At 36.1% G+C, this 20,541-nt stretch carries 21 protein-coding genes; 12 read left to right on the forward strand and 9 right to left on the reverse strand.

Annotated features, from left to right (window positions below; translation table 11 throughout):
• Positions 1-108: 108 nt before the first annotated feature.
• From lpxD to LUA90_RS05885, 5 genes are read left to right on the forward strand one after another with little or no spacing between them, the layout of a single operon-like run.
• Complete coding sequence (gene lpxD, locus LUA90_RS05865) at positions 109-1,185, forward strand: UDP-3-O-(3-hydroxymyristoyl)glucosamine N-acyltransferase (RefSeq protein ID WP_231458649.1); 1,077 nt, start codon at positions 109-111, stop codon at positions 1,183-1,185.
• Entirely contained in the window at positions 1,175-2,587 is a 1,413-nt protein-coding gene (locus LUA90_RS05870; protein WP_231458650.1) for a bifunctional UDP-3-O-[3-hydroxymyristoyl] N-acetylglucosamine deacetylase/3-hydroxyacyl-ACP dehydratase, read from the forward strand. Before lpxD ends, LUA90_RS05870 begins: the two co-directional genes overlap by 11 nt.
• Positions 2,587-3,372: an acyl-ACP--UDP-N-acetylglucosamine O-acyltransferase gene (gene lpxA / locus LUA90_RS05875; RefSeq protein WP_010599175.1), complete on the forward strand. Its 786-nt coding sequence runs from the start codon at positions 2,587-2,589 to the stop codon at positions 3,370-3,372. Before LUA90_RS05870 ends, lpxA begins: the two co-directional genes overlap by 1 nt.
• A 39-nt stretch (positions 3,373-3,411) precedes the next feature.
• Positions 3,412-3,876, forward strand: coding sequence for a GNAT family N-acetyltransferase (locus tag LUA90_RS05880; RefSeq protein ID WP_231458651.1), 465 nt, complete (start codon positions 3,412-3,414; stop codon positions 3,874-3,876).
• 14 nt (positions 3,877-3,890) lie between these two features.
• Positions 3,891-4,511, forward strand: coding sequence for an ABC transporter ATP-binding protein (locus tag LUA90_RS05885; RefSeq protein WP_231458652.1), 621 nt, complete (start codon positions 3,891-3,893; stop codon positions 4,509-4,511).
• 348 nt (positions 4,512-4,859) lie between these two features.
• Here LUA90_RS05885 and LUA90_RS05890 read toward each other — a convergent pair whose 3' ends face one another.
• Positions 4,860-7,247, reverse strand: a complete 2,388-nt coding sequence (locus LUA90_RS05890) for a prolyl oligopeptidase family serine peptidase (protein ID WP_231458653.1) — start codon at positions 7,245-7,247, stop codon at positions 4,860-4,862.
• Between the two features lie 230 nt (positions 7,248-7,477).
• Positions 7,478-8,665, reverse strand: coding sequence for a hypothetical protein (locus tag LUA90_RS05895; RefSeq protein ID WP_231490598.1), 1,188 nt, complete (start codon positions 8,663-8,665; stop codon positions 7,478-7,480).
• Between the two features lie 159 nt (positions 8,666-8,824).
• Here LUA90_RS05895 and LUA90_RS05900 point away from each other — a divergent pair, with 159 nt between their 5' ends.
• Together LUA90_RS05900 and LUA90_RS05905 are read left to right on the forward strand one after the other, a co-directional pair.
• Positions 8,825-10,216 (forward strand): aldehyde dehydrogenase family protein, encoded by a 1,392-nt coding sequence (locus LUA90_RS05900; RefSeq protein WP_231490599.1) that lies wholly within the window; start codon positions 8,825-8,827, stop codon positions 10,214-10,216.
• Between the two features lie 126 nt (positions 10,217-10,342).
• Positions 10,343-10,876: a YfiT family bacillithiol transferase gene (locus tag LUA90_RS05905; RefSeq protein ID WP_231458657.1), complete on the forward strand. Its 534-nt coding sequence runs from the start codon at positions 10,343-10,345 to the stop codon at positions 10,874-10,876.
• Here LUA90_RS05905 and LUA90_RS05910 read toward each other — a convergent pair.
• The 7 genes from LUA90_RS05910 to LUA90_RS05940 all read right to left on the reverse strand — a co-directional run bounded on the left by LUA90_RS05910 (position 10,868) and on the right by LUA90_RS05940 (position 15,663).
• Positions 10,868-11,587, reverse strand: coding sequence for a heavy metal-associated domain-containing protein (locus tag LUA90_RS05910; RefSeq protein ID WP_231490600.1), 720 nt, complete (start codon positions 11,585-11,587; stop codon positions 10,868-10,870). The two genes, LUA90_RS05905 and LUA90_RS05910, sit on opposite strands and share 9 nt — an antisense overlap.
• A gap of 233 nt (positions 11,588-11,820) precedes the next feature.
• Positions 11,821-12,645, reverse strand: coding sequence for a 4,5-DOPA dioxygenase extradiol (gene ygiD, locus LUA90_RS05915; protein ID WP_231458659.1), 825 nt, complete (start codon positions 12,643-12,645; stop codon positions 11,821-11,823).
• A 105-nt stretch (positions 12,646-12,750) separates the two neighbouring features.
• Positions 12,751-13,269 (reverse strand): AraC family transcriptional regulator, encoded by a 519-nt coding sequence (locus LUA90_RS05920; RefSeq protein ID WP_231458660.1) that lies wholly within the window; start codon positions 13,267-13,269, stop codon positions 12,751-12,753.
• Positions 13,270-13,310: 41 nt separating this feature from the next.
• Positions 13,311-13,814, reverse strand: coding sequence for a DUF3347 domain-containing protein (locus LUA90_RS05925; protein ID WP_231458661.1), 504 nt, complete (start codon positions 13,812-13,814; stop codon positions 13,311-13,313).
• A 7-nt stretch (positions 13,815-13,821) separates the two neighbouring features.
• Entirely contained in the window at positions 13,822-14,637 is an 816-nt protein-coding gene (locus LUA90_RS05930) for a hypothetical protein (RefSeq protein WP_231490601.1), read from the reverse strand.
• 3 nt (positions 14,638-14,640) lie between these two features.
• Complete coding sequence (locus tag LUA90_RS05935) at positions 14,641-15,177, reverse strand: heavy-metal-associated domain-containing protein (RefSeq protein ID WP_231458663.1); 537 nt, start codon at positions 15,175-15,177, stop codon at positions 14,641-14,643.
• An 81-nt stretch (positions 15,178-15,258) separates the two neighbouring features.
• Positions 15,259-15,663 (reverse strand): hypothetical protein, encoded by a 405-nt coding sequence (locus tag LUA90_RS05940; protein WP_231458664.1) that lies wholly within the window; start codon positions 15,661-15,663, stop codon positions 15,259-15,261.
• A gap of 94 nt (positions 15,664-15,757) precedes the next feature.
• Between LUA90_RS05940 and LUA90_RS05945 the strand changes: the two genes are divergently transcribed.
• The 5 genes from LUA90_RS05945 (at position 15,758) to LUA90_RS05965 (ending at position 20,287) form a co-directional block, all read left to right on the forward strand.
• Positions 15,758-16,447 carry a peptidylprolyl isomerase gene (locus tag LUA90_RS05945; RefSeq protein WP_231458665.1) on the forward strand — a complete coding sequence of 230 codons (690 nt, stop codon included), beginning with the start codon at positions 15,758-15,760 and terminating at the stop codon, positions 16,445-16,447.
• 335 nt (positions 16,448-16,782) lie between these two features.
• Positions 16,783-17,217, forward strand: a complete 435-nt coding sequence (gene tnpA / locus LUA90_RS05950) for an IS200/IS605 family transposase (protein WP_231458666.1) — start codon at positions 16,783-16,785, stop codon at positions 17,215-17,217.
• 33 nt (positions 17,218-17,250) lie between these two features.
• On the forward strand, positions 17,251-18,018 hold the full coding sequence (locus tag LUA90_RS05955) for an exodeoxyribonuclease III (protein WP_231458667.1): 768 nt from the start codon (positions 17,251-17,253) through the stop codon (positions 18,016-18,018).
• A gap of 81 nt (positions 18,019-18,099) precedes the next feature.
• The gene (gene hutI, locus LUA90_RS05960; RefSeq protein WP_231458668.1) at positions 18,100-19,338 is read left to right on the forward strand and encodes an imidazolonepropionase; all 1,239 of its coding nucleotides are present in this window, start codon (positions 18,100-18,102) and stop codon (positions 19,336-19,338) included.
• Entirely contained in the window at positions 19,331-20,287 is a 957-nt protein-coding gene (locus tag LUA90_RS05965) for a formimidoylglutamase (RefSeq protein WP_231458669.1), read from the forward strand. Before hutI ends, LUA90_RS05965 begins: the two co-directional genes overlap by 8 nt.
• Positions 20,288-20,541 lie beyond the last annotated feature (254 nt).

Below are 20,541 nucleotides of genomic sequence, written 5' to 3' on the forward strand. Positions count from 1 at the left end.
ATATTTAGTTTTTAGAGCCGTTTTAAGTCTTATTATTGTGTATTAAATACACTATTTAACCCTTACAGGTTTTTTTGTTCATATCAATTTAACATTTACCTTTGTACGATGCAATTTACTGCCAAGCAGATAAGCGAGTTTTTAGATGGTTCCATAGATGGTAACCCTGATGTAACCGTAAGTGAACTCTCTAAAATAGAAGATGGTAAAGAAGGTTCTTTGTCTTTTCTTTCGAACCCGAAGTACGAAAACTTTTTATATTCAACTCAGGCATCAGTTGTTATTGTTTCAAAAACGTTTAGTCCAACGCAAGAATATACAAGCACATTAATTCGTGTAGAAAATCCTTACAGCTCATTTACTGTACTGTTAGATAAATATAACGAGGCAATGAATGCGCAGGCAACACAAACAGGTATCGATAAACTGGCTTTTGTTCATCCGACAGCAAAAATTGGTAAAAATGTTTTTATAGATGCATTTGCCTATGTTTCTGAAAACGTAGAAATTGCCGATGGCTGTAAGTTAAATGCCCAAACCTTTGTAGGTGCAAATTCAAAAATAGGGGCGAACAGCACATTTTTTCCTGGTGTAAAAATCTATCATAATTCTTTAATCGGTAAGAATGTAATTATCCATTCAAATACAGTTATTGGAAGCGATGGCTTTGGTTTTGCACCTCAAAAAGATGGAACCTATAATAAAATACCGCAAATTGGTAATGTTATTATAGAGGATGATGTAGAAATTGGAGCGAATACTACTATTGATAGAGCAACCATGGGCGCTACAATTATTAAGAAAGGCGCCAAAATAGATAACTTAATTCAGATTGCACATAACGCAGAAATTGGTGAAAACACGGTTTTAGCGGCTCAATCTGGTGTATCTGGAAGTACTAAAATAGGGCCTAATAGCGTTATTGGTGGTCAGGTGGGCATTGCCGGACATTTATCTTTAGCAAAAGGAACCCAAATTGGTGCGCAAGCAGGTATCAATTTTAACATCACCGAAGAAAATAGACAATGGCATGGTAGTCCGGCGCAACCTTTACGGAACTGGATGCGTGCTTCGGTTATTTTTAAACATCTGCCAGACATCGAAAAAAGAATAAACATACTCGAGGAAGAGATAAAAAGGCTTACATCTGAAATCGAAAAGAATACAATAAACAATGAACGTTAGACAAAGAACGATTACTAAAGAAATATCAGCCTCGGGTGTGGGTTTACATACTGGTGCTAATGTTACCTTAACTTTTTGCCCTGCGCCAGAAAATCATGGCTTTAAATTCCAGCGTGTGGATTTGGATGGCCAGCCAATAATCGATGCAGATGCAGATAATGTTACCGATACTTCTCGTGGAACAACCATTACTCAAAATGGCGCAAGTGTTAGCACTGTTGAGCATGTAATGGCTTCATTAGTAGGTATGGACCTTGATAACGTTTTGATAAAATTAGATGGACCGGAAACACCAATTATGGATGGCAGTTCCATTCAATTTATTGATTTACTGGAAGAAGTAGGAACAATTGAGCAAAACGCAGATCGTGAATACTTTACCATCCCACACAATATTACCTATACCGAAGCAGATAGAAAAGTTGAAATTGTAGCCATGCCTTTGGATGACTACCGTTTTACTTGTATGATAGATTACAACTCGCCGGTTTTGGGCAGTCAGCATGCTGGGATTAACACTATTGCAGAGTTTAAAAAAGAAATTGCTTCTTGCAGAACGTTTTGTTTTCTACATGAATTAGAATATCAGTTACAACACAACTTAATTAAAGGCGGCGACTTAAATAATGCTATCGTTATTGTTGATAAAGAAGTAACTAAAGACGAATTAAGTCATTTGGCTAAGCTTTTTAACCGTGAAGATATTGATGTTGCACCTCAGGGAATCCTGAACAATATGGAGTTACGTTATCAAAATGAACCTGCCCGTCATAAACTTTTAGATATGATTGGAGATTTAGCTTTGGTGGGTATGCATTTAAAAGGTCATATTATGGCCGCCAGACCAGGGCATGCGGCAAATGTTGCATTTGCGAAGAAGATAAAAGCGGCAATCAAAAAAGAAAAAAATAAGAAAATTCAAAAAGTGTACGATCCAAGCGCAAAACCATTGTATGATATTGTTCAAATAATGGACATTTTGCCTCACCGTCAGCCCTTTTTGTTTGTTGATAAAATCCTTGAGCTTTCTAAAAATCACGTTGTGGGCGTTAAAAACGTAACCATGAATGAGGAATTTTTTAAAGGTCATTTCCCTGGCGCACCGGTTTTTCCGGGTGTTATTCAAATCGAAGCAATGGCTCAGGTTGGTGGGATTTTAGTTTTAAGTACAGTTCCAGACCCAAGCAATTACCTTACTTATTTCTTAAAAATAGATAATGTACGTTTTAGGGCACAGGTTCTTCCCGGCGATACTATTGTTTTCCGTTGCGATTTACTTGAACCAATCAGAAGAGGCATTGCCCAAATGAAAGGTGTTGGTATGGTTGGCGAAAAAATCGTTGTAGAAGCCGAAATGATGGCTCAAATTTCAAAAGTTAAACAAACAGAACCTGCTCAATAATGATACAACCTTTAGCATATATACATCCCCAAGCAAAAATCGCCGAAAACGTAGTAATTGAACCTTTCGTTGTAATACATAAAGATGTTGTTATTGGCGAAGGTACCTGGATTGGCTCGAACGTAACCATTATGGATGGCGCCAGAATTGGTAAAAATTGCCGTATTTTTCCTGGTGCTGTAATTTCTGGCGAGCCGCAAGACTTAAAGTTTGCAGGTGAAGTTACCACCGCAGAAATTGGTGATAATACAACAATCCGCGAATGTGTAACCATTAACCGTGGTACCAAAGATAAATGGAAAACCGTAATTGGAAGCAATTGCTTAATTCAGGCTTACTCACACATTGCTCACGATTGCGAAGTTGGAAATAATTGTATTTTTTCTAACAGTACAACTTTAGCTGGCCACATTACCATCGGAAATAATGTTGTTTTAGCCGGATTAGTAGCCATCCATCAGTTTGTTAAAGTTGGCTCTTATGCTTTCGTTACTGGCGGTTCGCTGGTGCGTAAAGATGTTCCACCTTATGTTAAAGCTGCCCGAGAACCACTTTCTTATGCAGGCATCAACTCTGTTGGCTTAAGAAGAAGAGGCTTTACTAATGAACAGATTGATGAAATTCAGGAAATTTACCGCGTACTTTTTGTAAAGCATAATAATGTTACCAAAGCCTTGGATATGATTGAGGCAGAATTTAAACCTACAGAAATCCGCGATGAGATTGTGGATTTTATTCGCAACTCTAACCGGGGTGTGATGAAGGGTTTTGGAATGGGAAGCTAACACAAAGCCATAAGGTTTAATTAAAACCCCAAATTATTCATGAGCAATTTAACGCTAGTTAGAACCAATTCAGAAAATACTGATTTTATGAGGTTAGTTGCCTTGTTGGATAAAGATTTAGCGATTAGAGATGGCGAAGAACATAGTTTTTATGCTCAGTTTAATAAAATTGATGCCATTAAAGAAGTTGTGGTAGCCTATTTTGATGAAACTGCTGTAGCTTGTGGAGCAATAAAGCCTTTTTCTGAAACCGCTGTAGAAGTTAAACGGATGTTTGTGCATCCTGATTACAGAAAGAATGGCTTTGCTTTAAAGGTTTTAACAACACTAGAGCAATGGGCTGCAGAGTTGGGTTATACTGCATGTGTTTTAGAAACGGGTAAAAAACAGCCTGAAGCCATTTCACTCTATCAAAAAGCGGGCTACCAAATCACAGAAAACTATGGGCAGTACATTGGTGTAGAAAATAGTGTTTGTATGACTAAATTTCTTTCTAAAGCTTAATATTACCCATATAGATGAATATTTCATTAGATAACTTAGGTAGGAGATTTAACAAGGAATGGATTTTTAGAAATTTAAGCACCGAGTTTAAATCTGGCAATAGCTACGCGATTTTAGGTCCGAATGGTTCTGGTAAATCCACCTTACTTAGTGTTGTTACAGGTAATTTAACGCCTTCTGAAGGGAAAATTTCTTTTACTGATAATGATGAAAAGAATATTGCCGTTGAGGATATCTATAAACAAATAAGCTTGGCCGCTCCTTATTTAGAGCTGGTGGAAACATTTACGTTAAGAGAAACTATAGATTTCCATTTTAAGTTTAAAAATTTTGCCAATGGCGTTGATGCAAAATCCATCGTTTCTATATTGGGTTTAGAAAAATCAATTAACAAGCAAATTAAATATTTTTCATCGGGTATGAAACAAAGAACAAAGCTTGTTTTAGCCTGTTGTTCTGATTCACCTCTTCTATTTTTAGATGAACCAACCAGTAATTTAGATGTGCAAGGGATAGAATGGTACAAAGAACTGATAGAAAATTTCACCAAAGATAGACTTACTATTATCGGTTCAAATCAAATTTCAGAATACGAATTTTGCCAGCAGCACATTCAAATAGCTGATTACAAATAGTTTAACTAGCTTTTTAGCGCCTTGTTTTTGTTGATATTTGTCATCCGTTTGTATTAAAAAATAAATTTATAAAAAACATTTGCTAATTGACAAATAGTTATTACCTTTGCACCACCAAAAAGAGAAACATTATTTAATTTATCTTTTTAGGAAATTGTTCATATTCTCCGCGTAGCGGAAACAAAATATATAGTCGTAAAAGACAAAAGATTTTTCATAGTTTAGTTTGAGGTTTAGGTTGATTATGCCTTTGGAGTGGTTCCCAAAGGCATTTCTTTTACACGAGGTTTTTAAAACTAATTGCAAAAAAAAATCTCCCTTAATTTTCATTAAGAGAGATTTAAAATTCTACTTCTTCAAGGTATTTTCATACAGTTTAAATATCCGCTTGTATTCATCTGTCCAGCTGCTCGGCTCTATAAAACCATGGTCTTCCACCGGATAAACCGCTAACTCCCAATTGTTTTTACCAAGTTCAATAAAACGTTGAGTTATGCGAACAATATCCTGAAAATGTACATTCACATCCACCATTCCATGCGCCATTAATAAATTTCCTTTTAGTTTATCAGCAAAATAAATTGGTGAGCTTCTTTTATAAGCTATTGGGTCGTTAAAAGGATCGTTCAAAATATTGGATGTATAACCATGGTTATAATGTGCCCAATCGGTAACCGAACGTAAAGCTGCACCGCTTGCAAAAACATCCGATTCGTTAAACATCGCCATTAGTGTAATAAAGCCACCATAAGAACCGCCATATAAACCAACATGCTTAGGGTTTACACCATATTTTTCTACTAAAAATTTCACACCATCAACCTGGTCTGTTAAATCTTTTCCACCCATGTGGCGGTAAATTCCGGTTCTATGGTCGCGGCCATAGCCTGAGCTTGCAGTATAATCTATATCGATTACGGTGTAGCCAATATCCGCCAGTAAATTATTAAACATAAACTCACGGAAGTAGGTACTCCAACCGAAGTGAACATTCTGCAAATAGCCGGCACCATGTACAAAAACCACGGCCGGACGGTTTGGATGTGGTTTATCAGATTTATAAACTCTTGCGTAAACATCTGCTCCATAACGGTTTTTGAACGAAACCATATCCGGTTCTCGCCATTTGTAAGCATTAAATTCTGCAGAGGCTGATTCTGTTACTTTTACTGCTTTTGCACCTGCTTTATTTGGCTGAATATACAATTCACCCGGTTTATTTAGGTAAGAGTAATTAATGGCAACGTATTTTTCATCCGGAGAAAGCGTAATATCATTTAAACCTTTCATGCTTGTAATTTGAACAAGCTCGCCACCGTTTACATTAATTTTAAAGAAATTGGTAATCCCGGGATGTTCTTTATTCGCTTTGATGTAGAAGGTGTTGTGGTCTTTAGAAAGCTGAACAGATTGTACCTCAAATTTGCCAGAAGTGAGCTGTTTTTTATCGCCAGTTGAAACATTAACCACATACAGGTGCGAATAGCCCGTTGCTTCGCTTTGATAGTAGAAACGATTATTATCAATCCAACCGGTGCTGCCCTGAAAAAAACCACTAATACCAGGACCGCCAATCCAGGCTTCATCATGCTGTCTGTCTATCAAATCGAATTTTCCGGTTAAGGCATCTAATTTTAAAATCCAGCGGTCTTTATTGTCTGTAGAAGTAGCAACCATAATTCCGGTACTGCCGTTTTCATTCCACAATGGGCCAAAAAAGTTTACCGGCCTATCTGCATTTTTCTTTTTTATTGAATCTAATTGTTTTGGATAATCCTTGTAAAAATCTGGAATATCCTTAATACCAGGTATGGTTGCAGTTTGTATGGCATAAATGGTATCTCTTTGTGTATCGTAGATGAAGCCTTGTGAACTGTTTTCATTTTCACCAACCTTCGTTCTGCCCGGAATATCTTCAGTATAACCAGAGGCAGTTACATAATTCGGAACGATTGTATTGTGGTTATTTTGTGCTGGCGTAGTTAATTTGTAGGTCACAAATCTACCATCGGGACTAATAACCACGCCATTCAAAAATTTATCATCTGTGTAAAGCGGTTTTAATGATTTCGCATCAGCTGATGATGCACCAAAACGACCTCTACCACCACGAGTAGCACCGCCGCGATTTTCTGCATTTCTTTTTTTAATGATATCGAACAATTCAGTTTGTTGTGCTTTTAACCAACTATCTTGCTCAGTTGCTGCTTTTGATGGCATTCTACCTGCTGCTTTACCTTTAGTGAAGTTGGTAATTTGCTTAGTTTCTGCAGTTTTTAAATCAAGTTGAAAAATATTATCACCAAGTTGATAAGCGATATTTCCATTGGTTAAAAATACAGGGCTGCTTTCGCGTTCCATTGTGTTGGTTAAACGCGTTTCTTTTTTGGTTTTGAAGTTTTGAAGATAAATGTCGCCGCTTTTTTCAATCAAGCCTTGCGATTTATCTTTGTTATAAACATAGTTTAAGCTTAGCAACTTTTCGTCTTCCTTATCTACAGCTTTTAAAGGCTTGGTTGCCGAAGGAGTAATCTTGTATAATTCCTCTTTCGCTTTGTTATTAGGGTTCCAATTAAAGTACAAAGTTTTACTATCTGCCGTCCAGCGGAAATTTGTTGGCGATGTACCCATCCACTTTGGGTCTCGCATTATTTTTTCGACAGTTAGTGGTGCGATTTGTTGTGCAAAAGCATATTCTCCTGTACATAATAGTAGGAAAAGTAAATATTTCTTCATGAATTTGATTTGGATGCTGCAATTTAGATATTGCTGATGCTAAATTTGAAAGGAAATGGAAATGTTACAACGCTTAGGTTGCCACGGAAGCACTGGTTTCTTAATATTAGTAATCCAGGTATAAAAAATATTGCCACGGAAGCTCGGAATACGCGGAGATATCTAAATATAAAACACCAATAATTTTCTATCCCTTTCGTGCTTTCTGTGTTTCAGTGGCAAAAATGTGATTATCTTATCACTCGTCCCGTTCTATCTACGTTTATCTTATCGAATGGTTCTAAATATTCATTCACGATAACTGAAAATTCTCGTCGCGTTAAAATTTTTTTCAAATCATAATTCGATGAAAACTTGTAGTTTTTCTTCCATTTCTTTTCAATCTCTGCTTTGGTGGCATCAATAGCTTTGTTGCCAACGTAGCTAACCATAGAAATAGTGTTTTCTAAATTAACAGGCACATTCTGATGGTCATCGAACCAGATTTGAGCTTTGTAATAGTAATCTTTAATGGGTTGCTTAATTTCAGTATAAGAAACTGCCTTATCCGGATTGAAAAATACTTTTTCGCCTTTTATCTCTGCTTTCAAAATTCCTGTAATGCCTGTTTTTTGAATCACAAGCCAATTAGAATCTGTTATCTTTACATCCTCAAAAGGCATTAATGGCAATTTATAACTTAAAAGTTCACCTTGTATACCTTTTAGGTTTGCTAAGCTGGTTTTTGTTTTATAAAAAGTAGCATAGGCTGCAGTGGCTCCGGCCGCTTGCCCGGTTTCGAAACCATCCGCTTTAATGTAGATTATGTTCTCTTGATTAGGAATAAGTAAACTATAAAGCGATAAGAAATTTGAAGTTCCGGTTATGCCACCAATTGTGGTTCGATAAAGGTTTTCGTTGTAATTTAAAGTGTTAGTTTCTGCTGGTTTTAAGTTCGAAACTTTTAACGCCGGGAGAACTTTTTCAATATTATCAGTAACGATTAAAACCTTTGCTTTAATGCTTTTATCTTTGGTTAGTTTAGCTTCCCATCCACTTCCCGAGCGTTTTATTTCATAATAAGGTGTATTGTTAATCACATCAAAAAGCTTTGAACTATCTGACCAATTTTTAATTACAGCATTTAATATTTGATTGGTTATTTCTGGAAGTGATACACTATCTGCAATTTTTAGCGATTTTTTTGCTCTTTTTTCGAATGCTTTGATTACCCCGGTGTGCGGAAGATTTTTAATGCTGCTAATTTTCAAACCATCACTTTGTGTTAAAATTATGGTGTTTACGCCAGATTCTGATGCCTGAACACCCGCCGAAAATGCAGCTGTAGAATTTCCCAACACCAAAACATCAGTTTTAATGGTTTGCGCTTGTAATGTGGATGATATGAAGCAGGCAAAAAGAAAAAACAATTTCCTCATTTGTATGATTTAAGATTAGTTGCAATATGGTTTAAATCGATGAAATTTTAATGAAATGATTGGATTTTAACTAAATTTAAATAGGAAAAGGTGTGTTAGTCTGAGTTATCGCAGACTTTAACATTATCTTTTGACAAGCTCAAAATGACAGATAATTTGATGGAACAAGAAATAAAATCGGTTGTCGATTTACAACATAAATATAAATTTGAATTGCGTAAAACGGATGCAAAAACCCGAATTGCAAAGCTAAAAAAACTAAAGTTTGCTTTAGAAGGTGCAGAAGCAGAAATTTACCATGCTTTGGATAAAGATTTGCGAAAGAGCAATTTCGAAACCGCTGTTACAGAATTGTTTTTTACCTATGCTGAGATAGATCATGCAGTTAAAAAACTTTCGGGATGGATGAAGCCAAAATCAGTTGGTAAAACCATCAGCAATCTTTTTGCCGGCAATAAAATTTACTATGAGCCTAAAGGTGTTTGTTTAATTATTGCGCCATGGAATTATCCATTGCAGCTGGTTATGAGTCCGCTGATTTCGGCAATTGCTGCGGGGAATTGCGCCATTCTGAAGCCCTCAGAATTGAGCTCGAATACGGCTGCTGTTATCCATAAAATTATATCCAATACTTTTGATAAAAAAGAAATTGCCTGTTTTGAAGGTGATGTTGAAGTTTCTACGGCGCTCCTTAAATTGCCTTTCGACCATATATTTTTTACCGGAAGTACCGCTATTGGAAAGGTGGTGATGGAAGCGGCAGCAAAAAATCTTACGTCTGTAACCTTAGAATTGGGTGGAAAATCGCCGGCCATAGTTGATGGTAGTGTTGATTTGCAGAAAGCTGCAGAAAAAATTGCCTGGGGTAAATTGGTAAACGCGGGGCAAACTTGTATAGCGCCAGATTATGTTTTAATTGACGAAAATTTGGAAGGAGCATTTGTAGAACACTTTAAAAACGCAACCGAAAAAATGTTCTTTATGGATGGAAAGATTAGTGAAGAGGTTTATGGAAAAATCATTAATAAAAAACAGTTTGAACGATTAAATAGTGCTCTACAAAAAGCTATTAATGATGGCGCTAAAATAGAATTTGGAGGAGGAGCCGATGCCGATTCTTTAACTATAAATCCGACGATTTTAACTTCGGTTAATACGGAGAATAGTATAATGCAAGAAGAAATCTTCGGGCCAATTTTACCAATTGTTAAATATAAAAATTTACAGCATGCGATTGATTTTATCAATTCAAAAGATAAACCTTTGGCACTTTATATTTTTTCGGATGACAAAAAAAGCCAGGAGAAAATTATAAAAGAAACCAGCTCGGGTGGAACTTGTGTAAATGATGTTTTAGTGCACATTAGTAACCCAAACTTGCCATTTGGTGGCGTAAACAGCAGCGGAATTGGGAGTAGCCATGGCATATTTGGCTTTAAAAACTTTTCGCATGAAAGAGCTGTGGTTTTCCAATCAAAACTAGGGATGACAAAAATGATTTATCCGCCTTATAAAATGGGTTTATTAAAATGGCTGAAGAAGCTGCTTTGATTGGTTAAAAAAACTGCCACGGAAACACTAAAGGTACGGAATAAGATTAATTATATTCCGTGATTTCCGTGTCTCCGTGGCAAAAAAACTTCCTAATAATGCTTGTAAAAAGCTTATTTTTCCAACATGGATTTAGAAAAACTCAAATACCCAATCGGGCAATTTAGCATGCCTGAAATTTTTGACCAAAAGCAGGCAGATATTTGGATTTCGGAGATTGAAATGCTTCCAAATCAAATCAGAAATGCTACAAAAAGTTTGACTGCTGATGATTTAAATCAAACCTATCGGCCAGGCGGTTGGACGTTGAAACAGGTTATTCATCATCTTCCAGATAGCCACATGAATGCCTATATCCGTTTCAAACTGGCTATTACTGAAGATAATCCAATCATCAGACCTTATTATGAAGATCGTTGGGCAGAAACCGAAGAGGCTAAAAATGGCGACATTGAGTTATCCACTATGTTGTTAACAGCGTTGCATAAAAGATTAGTTGCCTTTTTGAGAACACTTAAATTGGAAGATTTCCAGCGTATGTACATCCATCCCGAGCACGGTAAAACATTTACTTTAGCCTATATGCTTGGCACTTACGCCTGGCATGGAAAACACCATTTAGCGCACATTACAAATACAATTGCAAAAGGTTTACATTAAAATTAGCATCGCAGCGCTCATTGCAATCATTATCGCGTCTTCTACAATGGTAACGGTACTCATAGGTAAGTTAAAAACTGCTCCAAGGCAAGCGCATTGAATTTTTTTCTTGTTTATAACACTTTCTAAAACACCCAAAATGCTCACAATCATTACGATTAAGGTAACCCAATTAACAATTATCGGTGATAAATTTAGCGCAAAACTTAAACCCAAACCCAGCTCAATAAAAGCATAAATGTAGCCCCAGGCACTAAATTTTTTGGCAACGATATCGTACATCGCATAGCTTTCGGCAAAGGCTTTCAAGTTTAACAGCTTAAAAAACGAAAAGGTTAAGAAAAAACCAGCCATGAAAATCCGCATAAAAACCATCCAGTTTACCGCCTCATTTTGCCAGGAAACGATGAGGGAAACAATCGTAACATAACCAAAAATTAAAAGAATTGGTTTATAGGTTTCAGCCCAGGATTTGGTTTCATCTAAAACCTCACTCTGTGTATTCGCCGTTATTTGATATTTACTTTCAATACCGCCCAAAGCCTTTTGCAGCACATCTAAACCAATATGCTTATCCATGCTGATGGTTGCAGAATTTGTATCTTTTGAAACATCAACGGCCGTTACATCCGGTAGAATTAAAAGGTTGCTTTTTACTTTATTCTCGCAACCTCCGCATGTCATTCCGGTAAGTTGATAAGTGTGTGTCATAACTTAAATTTTAAACAAATTTACCCTTTGCATAAGTGAAATTCGTTACAGAATTTTCATAAAATGTTATAGGATTTTTTACAGATATTGTGGGGCGGTCGTTATTGCGAGGCACGGAAGCAATCTCTTAGGCTACAAGTATATCTTTAAGGAGATTGCTTCTCCCGAAGAAAAATCGAGTTCGCAATGACGGGGAGGATATATCAGCAGAAGAAATAATGCGTTAGTAAAACCTATCCAACCAAAACTGAAGTCATTGTTAACGAGCCACCAACAGCTTTATCGTTAAAAAATGAAATTTCTTCCTTATCATTCTTCAAACCCAAAGTGTAAATCAATGGCAAATAGTGCTCGGGAGTTGGTATTGCCAACATCGCATCAGTGCCTAAATTTCTATAATCAATTAAAGGTTTATGGTCGCCATTGGCGATGAGATTTTTGAATTTATCATTCATTTCATTGGCCCAATCGAAACCGCCGCCGTTTATCATTTCCCAGCTTAGCATGCGTAAATTGTGCACCATGTTTCCGCTGCCAATAACTAAAACGCCTTTTTTTCGAAGCGCATAAATCTCTTTGGCAATTTCGTAATGTTGCTCTGGTGCTTTCGTGTAATCGATACTTAACTGCAAAACCGGAATATTAGCTTTTGGATACATGTGCCTAATGATTGTCCAGGTGCCATGGTCTAAACCCCAATCATGATCTAAACCAACCGTTGTAGAATGAACAAGCGAAGGAATTTCAGCTGCTAATTCAGCATCGCCGGGAGCAGGATATTGAACATCAAATAAAGCTTGTGGAAACCCACCAAAATCGTGAATGGTTGATGGAAAATCCATAGCTGTAACAAAAGTTCCGTGTGTAAACCAATGTGCCGAAACAACCAAAACTGCTTTCGGAACTGGAATATATGCGGCTAATTCAGTCCAACTTCTGCTAAATTCATTATTTTCAATACCATTCATCGGCGAGCCATGCCCTATAAATAATGTTGGCATCAAATCAGTTTGTGGCAAGCGCTGGGTAAAACTTCTGAATTGTGATAAGGTTGACATGCTGTTGAATTTTAATATAAAGGTACAGCGTTATCCTTTTTTACAGCTTGATATAGGTTAAGAAATATTGAGGTTCCATCACCCGTTTCACCTCTTCCATATTTTCTAAATCTCATCCAATGTTTTTCTCTTATCAGATGTTTGATTTTTATAGGCTGAAGGTGTTAAGTCTGTAACTTTTTTAAACTGCGCTGAAAGATGCGCAACACTACTGTAATTTAACTGATAGGCGATTTCGCTTAGTGTTAATTCATTATAAGTAAGCATTTCTTTAACCCTTTCTATTTTTTGAGTGATGAAATATTTCTCAATAGTTTGATTTTCTACCTCAGAAAAAATAGCGCTTAGGTGTGCATATTCTGTATTAAGTCGCTCACTTAAATAAGATGATAAATTAATTTTTAAAGGTTCCTTTGCATAGTGAACCAAGTTGATAATAGCTGTTTTGGTTTGCTCCGAAATTTGAGTTTTTTTATCCTCTAGAAGCTCAAATCCAAATAAATCTAACCTTTCGGATAACTTCTTTTTAGCATCAGCAGAAATGCTTTCTTTGATAGAAACCCTTCCTAATTCAACTGAAATAGGGTTAAAGCCGAGTTTTTCAAACTCTGCTTTAACCACCATTTTACAGCGGTTGCATACCATATTTTTGACATGCAAATCCATTATTTTGATTTTATGGTTTCAGCAACATCGCCGCAATCAAACATCATGCTTCCGTAATACGGATTTTCGATGTTTTCTTTCTCGTTTAACCAGCTGGCTTTAGCCATCGGACAATGTTGAACATAAACCGTAGCATTATTAAATTTGATATTTTTTACTGTTTTAATCATCGCATAAGAGATGCCTTCAAAAGATTTTCGCTGTGCTTTTATATCCTTTCCGGCTGCTAATTCTGTTGCTTTCGCTTTAATTATTTTAGCCTGTTCCATCCAAAGTGTGTGTTGTGTGGCCGGTAAATCTTTATGCGGTATGGCATCAAGCTTGTTTATTAAAACTTTTACTTTTGTAACAGCCATCTCTTTTTTGTCGGTTGCTAAAGCATTCTTTACATCGTAATAAGCTGTTAATAGTTGATTAAAAGCAGCATCAGTTTTACTTTGTGCGAAAGTCAATTTTGTAGTTGCAATGGCGATTATCGCCATCATTATCATTATTTTTTTCATGGTATTTTTATTTTAAAACATTAAAAAAGTTAAATTCTGCCCTTAGCAGATACATGTTCTTCAAGTATCGATTAGTCATGTTTCCGGTTGCCTGAAAACGATAACCTAAATCAATTCTGGTTCTGCTGTTCAAAATAACCTGTATGGCAGGAGCCAAATCTAAATATGATTCGCCTGAACCTGGATCTGTTTTGCCCAACATTTCAAAATATAGATTAAAATTTGGCTCCTTGTAATCTTTGTAAACCACAGGCAAAACCAAATAACCAGATGATAAACTATATGAAAGCATTTTATCGGGCTGTGGTGTATTTAACCTCAAAACCTTATCCGTTTTTTCAAAAGCATCAGCATAACCTAAAGTTGCCGATAAAGCCAATTTATGCAAAAGTTGTGTGAAAATTAAGCCTGCCTGCCAACCAGAATTATCGCCTTCAAGGTTAATATCTCTGCTAAATCCGGGTCTTTTACTCGTACTTATTCTTCCATAAGCGGCTGCTCTGAAATGGCTTTGTGCTTCATCAATAGATAAAAAGCGATACTTAGCGTATAAACTTGCACCTTCAAATCGGTATCGCCCATCCATATCTGATAAAAAAGCTTGTGCATGCGCCATTACATTTTTATTGAAACCAAACATTACTTCCGGAATGGTTCTGCTCACAAAACCAGGGTTGTTAAACATGCCTTCATTGGTTAAACGAATACCGATAGACTTGCTTGGCATATTACTCGCAGGCTCGGTAAAAACGTATAGCTCTTGTCCGAAAATACTGGCAGATGCCCCGATAAAAATCAGAGTTGTCAGAAAAATATTTTTCATATTTTAAGACAAAACTAAGTGATAAACACGAGTTTTCTTTCCGTTTACAACAGCCGTTCCGCTTGCATATGCATCAGAATTAACAGCGCTTGCCTGCTTTTTAAATGCTGTACCAGAAATGAAATTTTTATCTATTACTGATGCTTTTACGGTTCCGTTTAGGGTTTTGTTTTTTGCGTTTACAAAGCGATAAACGTTGCCACCCACAATTGCTTGGCCTTTATCGTCAACTTTAACCTGATTAAACGTAAAGTCTGCGGTTAAACCCCCAACAGAGAAGCCGGCATCCTGAACTTTTTTGCGGATTAAATCGATATTAATATCCGCACCTTTTTTAAAGGTTAAAACGAAGAGGTTTTTGTTTAAATCTGGTTTTACTGTGCTGATAAAACCTAAAGTTTCTAACGATTTTTGTGTAGCGTTAGAACACATGGAGCAGGTTAAGCCAGTTACTTGTAAATCTGCTGTTGATATTTGTTGAGCCGAAACTTTAGCGGCAAAAAGAAGCATAATTATGCTGAATAATTTTATTGTTTTCATGATTTTTTGAATTAGAATTAAAGAAAATGTCACACTGTGCTTGTCGAAATGCTTTAAGCATCGAAAAACAAATGATATATCCTAATTCCTAAAAATGCAATTGAAAACATGCAAAGCAACCCGCGAGGAAAGTGGCGGTGCTTTGTTGCTAATTTTACTGAAAAAAGCAGGATTGATGTTTGTTAGAAATTCTAAAACTGGTGGATGTAAAAAAAGCTGAATGGAGAAAAGCTTAGGCATTTCAACTTTTGCCGCAGTTTGATGGCTATCTTTTACCTTAACAGTAACTTGTGTATTTTTACAACAGCCGTCATCTTTAATTTTCTCCGCAGGAATATCTTTACAAAGCTTACAAGCAACTTCGTTGCTGAACAATTGTACATTCGCTAATTTTCCACCGCAGAAATGCAAACTTAAAGCTAAACCAATAACACTAACCGCGTAAAATACGGCCAAAGAAAATGCTATTTTTTGTTTTAACTTCATTAATACAAAGTTAAGGTAAAATAATTTGAATAATAAGCTTCTTTATTTATTGAATTTCATTTTTTAGCTTAATTTAGCCATAAACACAATTAAAATGAAGAAGTTACTCTTTATAGTTTGCATATTTTCTGTCTTCACGGCTTTAGCTGCAAAACCTAAAAATCAATATATCCGTATCAAAACTGAATATGGAGAATGTATTGTTAAATTGTACAATGAAACACCTTTGCATCGCGATAATTTTTTAAAACTTACAAAACAAGGCTATTATAATGGCACTTTATTTCACAGGGTGATAAAAGATTTTATGATTCAAGGAGGCGATCCGGATTCAAGAAATGCAAAGCCGGATTCACTACTAGGCGAGGGTGGACCAAAATACACCATCCCGGCAGAATTTAGAGATAGTTTATTTCATAAAAAAGGTGTTTTAGCTGCCGCAAGAGATACTAACCCTGAAAAGGCATCAAGCGGAAGTCAGTTTTATTTGGTACAGGGCAAGGTTTTTACCGATGAACAATTAAATAGTTTGGAGGAAAAACGCTTAAAATTTAAAATCCCTGAATGGCAGCGTCAAGTTTATAAAACCCTTGGTGGCACACCACATTTAGATAGAAATTACACTGTATACGGCGAAATAATTTCTGGTTTGGAGATGGTTGATAAGATTGCTGCCCTTGAAACAGACAAAAATAATCGGCCAAAAAAGGATGTTAAACTGGATATAACAATTTTAAGAAAAAGAGAAGCGAAAAAGTTGGAGAAGCAGTTGGCTACGCTTTAGATTGGCAGAGTTTTATAATCCCACGATTGAAAATCGCGGGCGATGTTGATTATGCCTCACCTTTACGCTTCGGCATGTGGGTTTTTGAGTATTGACCTTGATTTTCAATCATGGAATTATTTAAGCGATAAATCATTTTCTATTTATTTTTTGAAATTGCCATATTGCCCACGATTTCAATCGGGCAATGTTTAAGGTTCTTTAATAATTTCTTCGCTATATTTCCTTAGATTTCAATACTGGAAGAATGGGTTCTTTTATAACTATATTAGTTTCTAATTGCCATATTGCCCACGATTTCAATCGTGGCATTTAAGAAATCTAAATTAAAGCCGATGTCTCATTCATATAACAAAATCTGGATTCATGCAATTTGGGCAACAAAAGAAAGAGAACATTTTATTAGACCTCAGATAGAAAAAAGACTTTATGATTTTATATATACTCAATTCATTGAAATGGGATGTGTGGTTAGGATAATAAATGGAATGCCAGACCATATTCATTGTCTATTTCTATTGAATCCTAAAAAGTCAATCGCTGAAGTTATTAAGCAGATAAAAGGAAGTTCATCTCATTTTATGACTGAAGAAAATTTGATTCAGACCAAATTTTCATGGCAAACAGGTTATGCAGCTTTTTCGGTAAGTGAGTCAGTTTTAGAACGTGTCCATCAATATATTAAAAATCAGAAAGAACACCACAGGAAGAAAAATTTTCAAGATGAATATGATAGGTTCTTAAAATTATATGGACTTTTGGAAAAATGATTTAAACTACGATTTCAATCGTAGAATGGAACTATGAAAATTATCTCCTACAATGTAAATGGAATTAGGGCGGCAAGCACTAAAAACTTCTTCGGTTGGTTGCAGGCTACGAATGCAGATATGGTTTGCCTTCAGGAAATTAAAGCGATGCCCACTCAAATACCTGAAATTATTGCCTTGGTGGAGCAACTTGGGTACCATCATTACTGGTATCCGGCAGAAAAAAAGGGTTACAGTGGCGTTGCAATTTTAAGCAAGTTAAAACCTAACCATGTAGAATACGGTTGTGGCGAAGAATGGATTGATAAGGAAGGCAGAATTTTAAGGGCAGATTTTGATGATTTTTCCTTGATGAGTTTATACATGCCTTCTGGTTCGAGTGGAGACGAAAGGCAGTTGAAAAAGTATGCTTTTATGAAGTTTTTTGATGTTTACATTGGCGAACTTCGCAAAGAAATCCCAAATCTTATTGTTAGTGGAGATTATAACATTTGCCATACTTCTATTGATATTCATAACCCTAAATCGAACGCAAATTCATCGGGTTTTTTGCCAGAGGAACGCGAATGGATGCAGCTATTTTTAGAGAATGGTTTTGTAGATGCTTTCCGCCATTTCAATAAGGACCCACATCATTATACTTGGTGGAGCTACCGGGCAGGTTCTAGAGGTAAAAATTTGGGTTGGCGCATCGATTATCATTTGGTTACAAAAGCAATGGAAAACCGGCTAAAAAACGTTAAAATTTTACCAGATGCCATTCACTCCGACCATTGTCCGGTTTTATTGGAAATGGAATGATAAAATACCGAAAACGGATAATGGAATCTGAGTATAATCTTGATACCCGAGTCTTACTGCTTGATAATAAAAACTAACCAAATGCTTATAACAAACATTAAAGGCCTTGTCGGCATACATCCAAAAGATAAATTAGTTCTTCGCGGCAGTGAATTGAGCAATTTACCTGTTCTGGATAATGCTTGGCTTTTAATTGAAGATGATTTGATTAAAGATTTTGGTAAGATGAGTGAAATTCCATCTACCATTTTACAACTTCCATCAATCAATGTAAATGGTAAATACGTTTTCCCGTCCTGGTGCGATAGCCATTCACATATTGTTTTCGCCGCTTCGCGGGAAGAAGAATTTTCCTTAAAAATTCAAGGTAAAACCTATGAAGAAATTGCTGCAGCTGGCGGCGGCATTTTAAATTCAGCAAATAAACTTCAGCAAGCAAGCGAAGATGAACTTTTTGAAAGTGCATCAATCCGCTTAAAACAAATGATTTTGCAAGGAACCGGCGCTGTTGAAATCAAAAGTGGCTATGGATTAACCGTAGAAAGCGAACTGAAAATGCTTCGGGTAATTAAAAGGTTAAAGGCTAATTTTCCAATTCCTGTAAAAGCCACCTTTTTGGCGGCACACGCTTTTCCTGTTAAGTTTAAAGAAAATCAGCAGGGTTACATCGATTTGATTATTAACGAAATGTTGCCCCAAATAGCAACTGAAAAATTAGCCGATTACATTGATGTTTTTTGTGAAAAAGGTTTTTTTTCGGTTTCACAAACCGATGAAATTTTAAAGGCTGGTGCAAAAGATGGTTTGAAACCAAAAATACATGCCAATCAACTTTCAATTTCTGGGGCTGTAGAAATCGGCATACAGAATAATGCAATTTCTGTCGATCATCTTGAAGAAACAAATCAGCAAACCATTCATGCATTAAAAAACAGCAATACAATTGCAACACTTTTACCTTCATGCTCGTTTTATTTAGGAATACCTTTTGCAGATGCTAAAAACTTAATTGCCGAAAATATTGCTGTTGCGCTTGCCAGCGATTATAACCCAGGTTCAACACCATCGGGAAATATGAATTTTGTAGTTTCATTGGGCTGTATAAAACTTAAAATGCAACCAGAGCAAGCCATTAATGCAGCTACATTAAACGGCGCAGCAGCTATGGAAATTAGTAATGGTTATGGCAGCATCGCAATCGGTAAAAAAGCAAATTTATTTATTACAAAGTCGATGCCTTCAATAGCCTATTTGCCGTATAGCTTCGGCGAAACGCAAATAGAAACCATCATTTTAAATGGCGAAATTTATAATGGATAATCTAAAAATATATTCGCAAAGCGATATAAACAGCTTGATTATTTATCGCGAAGGAGAAACCAAGCTAGGCGAAAAGGTTCAAACTATTTCTTCTTTAGATGATTTTGAAGCATCAAATTCAAAATTTGTGCTTTTAGGCGTACCTGAAGATATTGGTATTCGGGCAAACGCAGGTGTTGCCGGCGCTTCTACAACCTGGCGACCAGCTTTAATGGCTATTTTAAATATTCAAAGCAATCGGTTTTTATCTGGCGAAGAAATTTTAGTGCTTGGTCATTTTGAAATTGAAGAACCTGAAAATTCTACCATTGGGGGATTAAGAAAAAAAGTTAATGAAATCGATAATTTGATTTTTCCCGTAATCCAAAAAATTGTTGCAGCAGGAAAAATTCCTATTGTAATTGGTGGAGGGCATAATAACGCATATCCAATAATTAAAGGAGCATCTTTAGCTAAAAAAAATCCCATTAATGTTTTAAATATAGATGCTCATGCAGATTTACGAGAACCCGAAGGCAGACATAGCGGAAACGGATTTACTTACGCAATTATCGAAAAATATTTGAATAATTATTTCATGTTTGGTTTGCATCAAAACTATAATAATGAGACAATTTTATCTCAAATTGATAGCAACCCAAAATTAAACGCCATTTTTTTTGATGATATTTTAAAAGGCGATGAATTTAATGATATGTTGTCTCAGTTAGTTGATGGTTTTGGCTTGGAAATAGATTTAGATTGCATTCAGAATGTGCTTTCTAGCGCAGAAACACCATCTGGGTTTTCGGTAAATGACATTCGGAAAATAATCCTGACCAGTAAGACGAGGTTTTCATATTTGCATATTAGCGAAGGTGCTACAAGATTGCTTGATGGAAGAGTAAGCAAATTAACATCTAAACTGATTGCTTATTTAGTAAGTGATTTTGTGAAAGCACAGGTTTAAATTGTTTCTGCAGATTGCGAGGATTTATGTGGATTTTATTCTCTAAAATCCTAATAGGAGGTAAGTTCAGTCGTCATTTCGACCGAAGTGGAGAACCACGAAGTGCTCGGCCAAGCTAAATCTTTTAAATTAGTTACAAAGATTTCTCAGTTACGCTTTGCTTCATTCGAAATGACGGCACACACGTCTAAATCAAGAAGGTTTTTCGTTTGCTCGTCATTCTCGCGAAAGCGGGAATCTTAAAGCAATTGACT

Source organism: Pedobacter sp. Leaf170, from assembly GCF_920984665.1.
Taxonomy (GTDB): Bacteria; Bacteroidota; Bacteroidia; order Sphingobacteriales; family Sphingobacteriaceae; genus Pedobacter.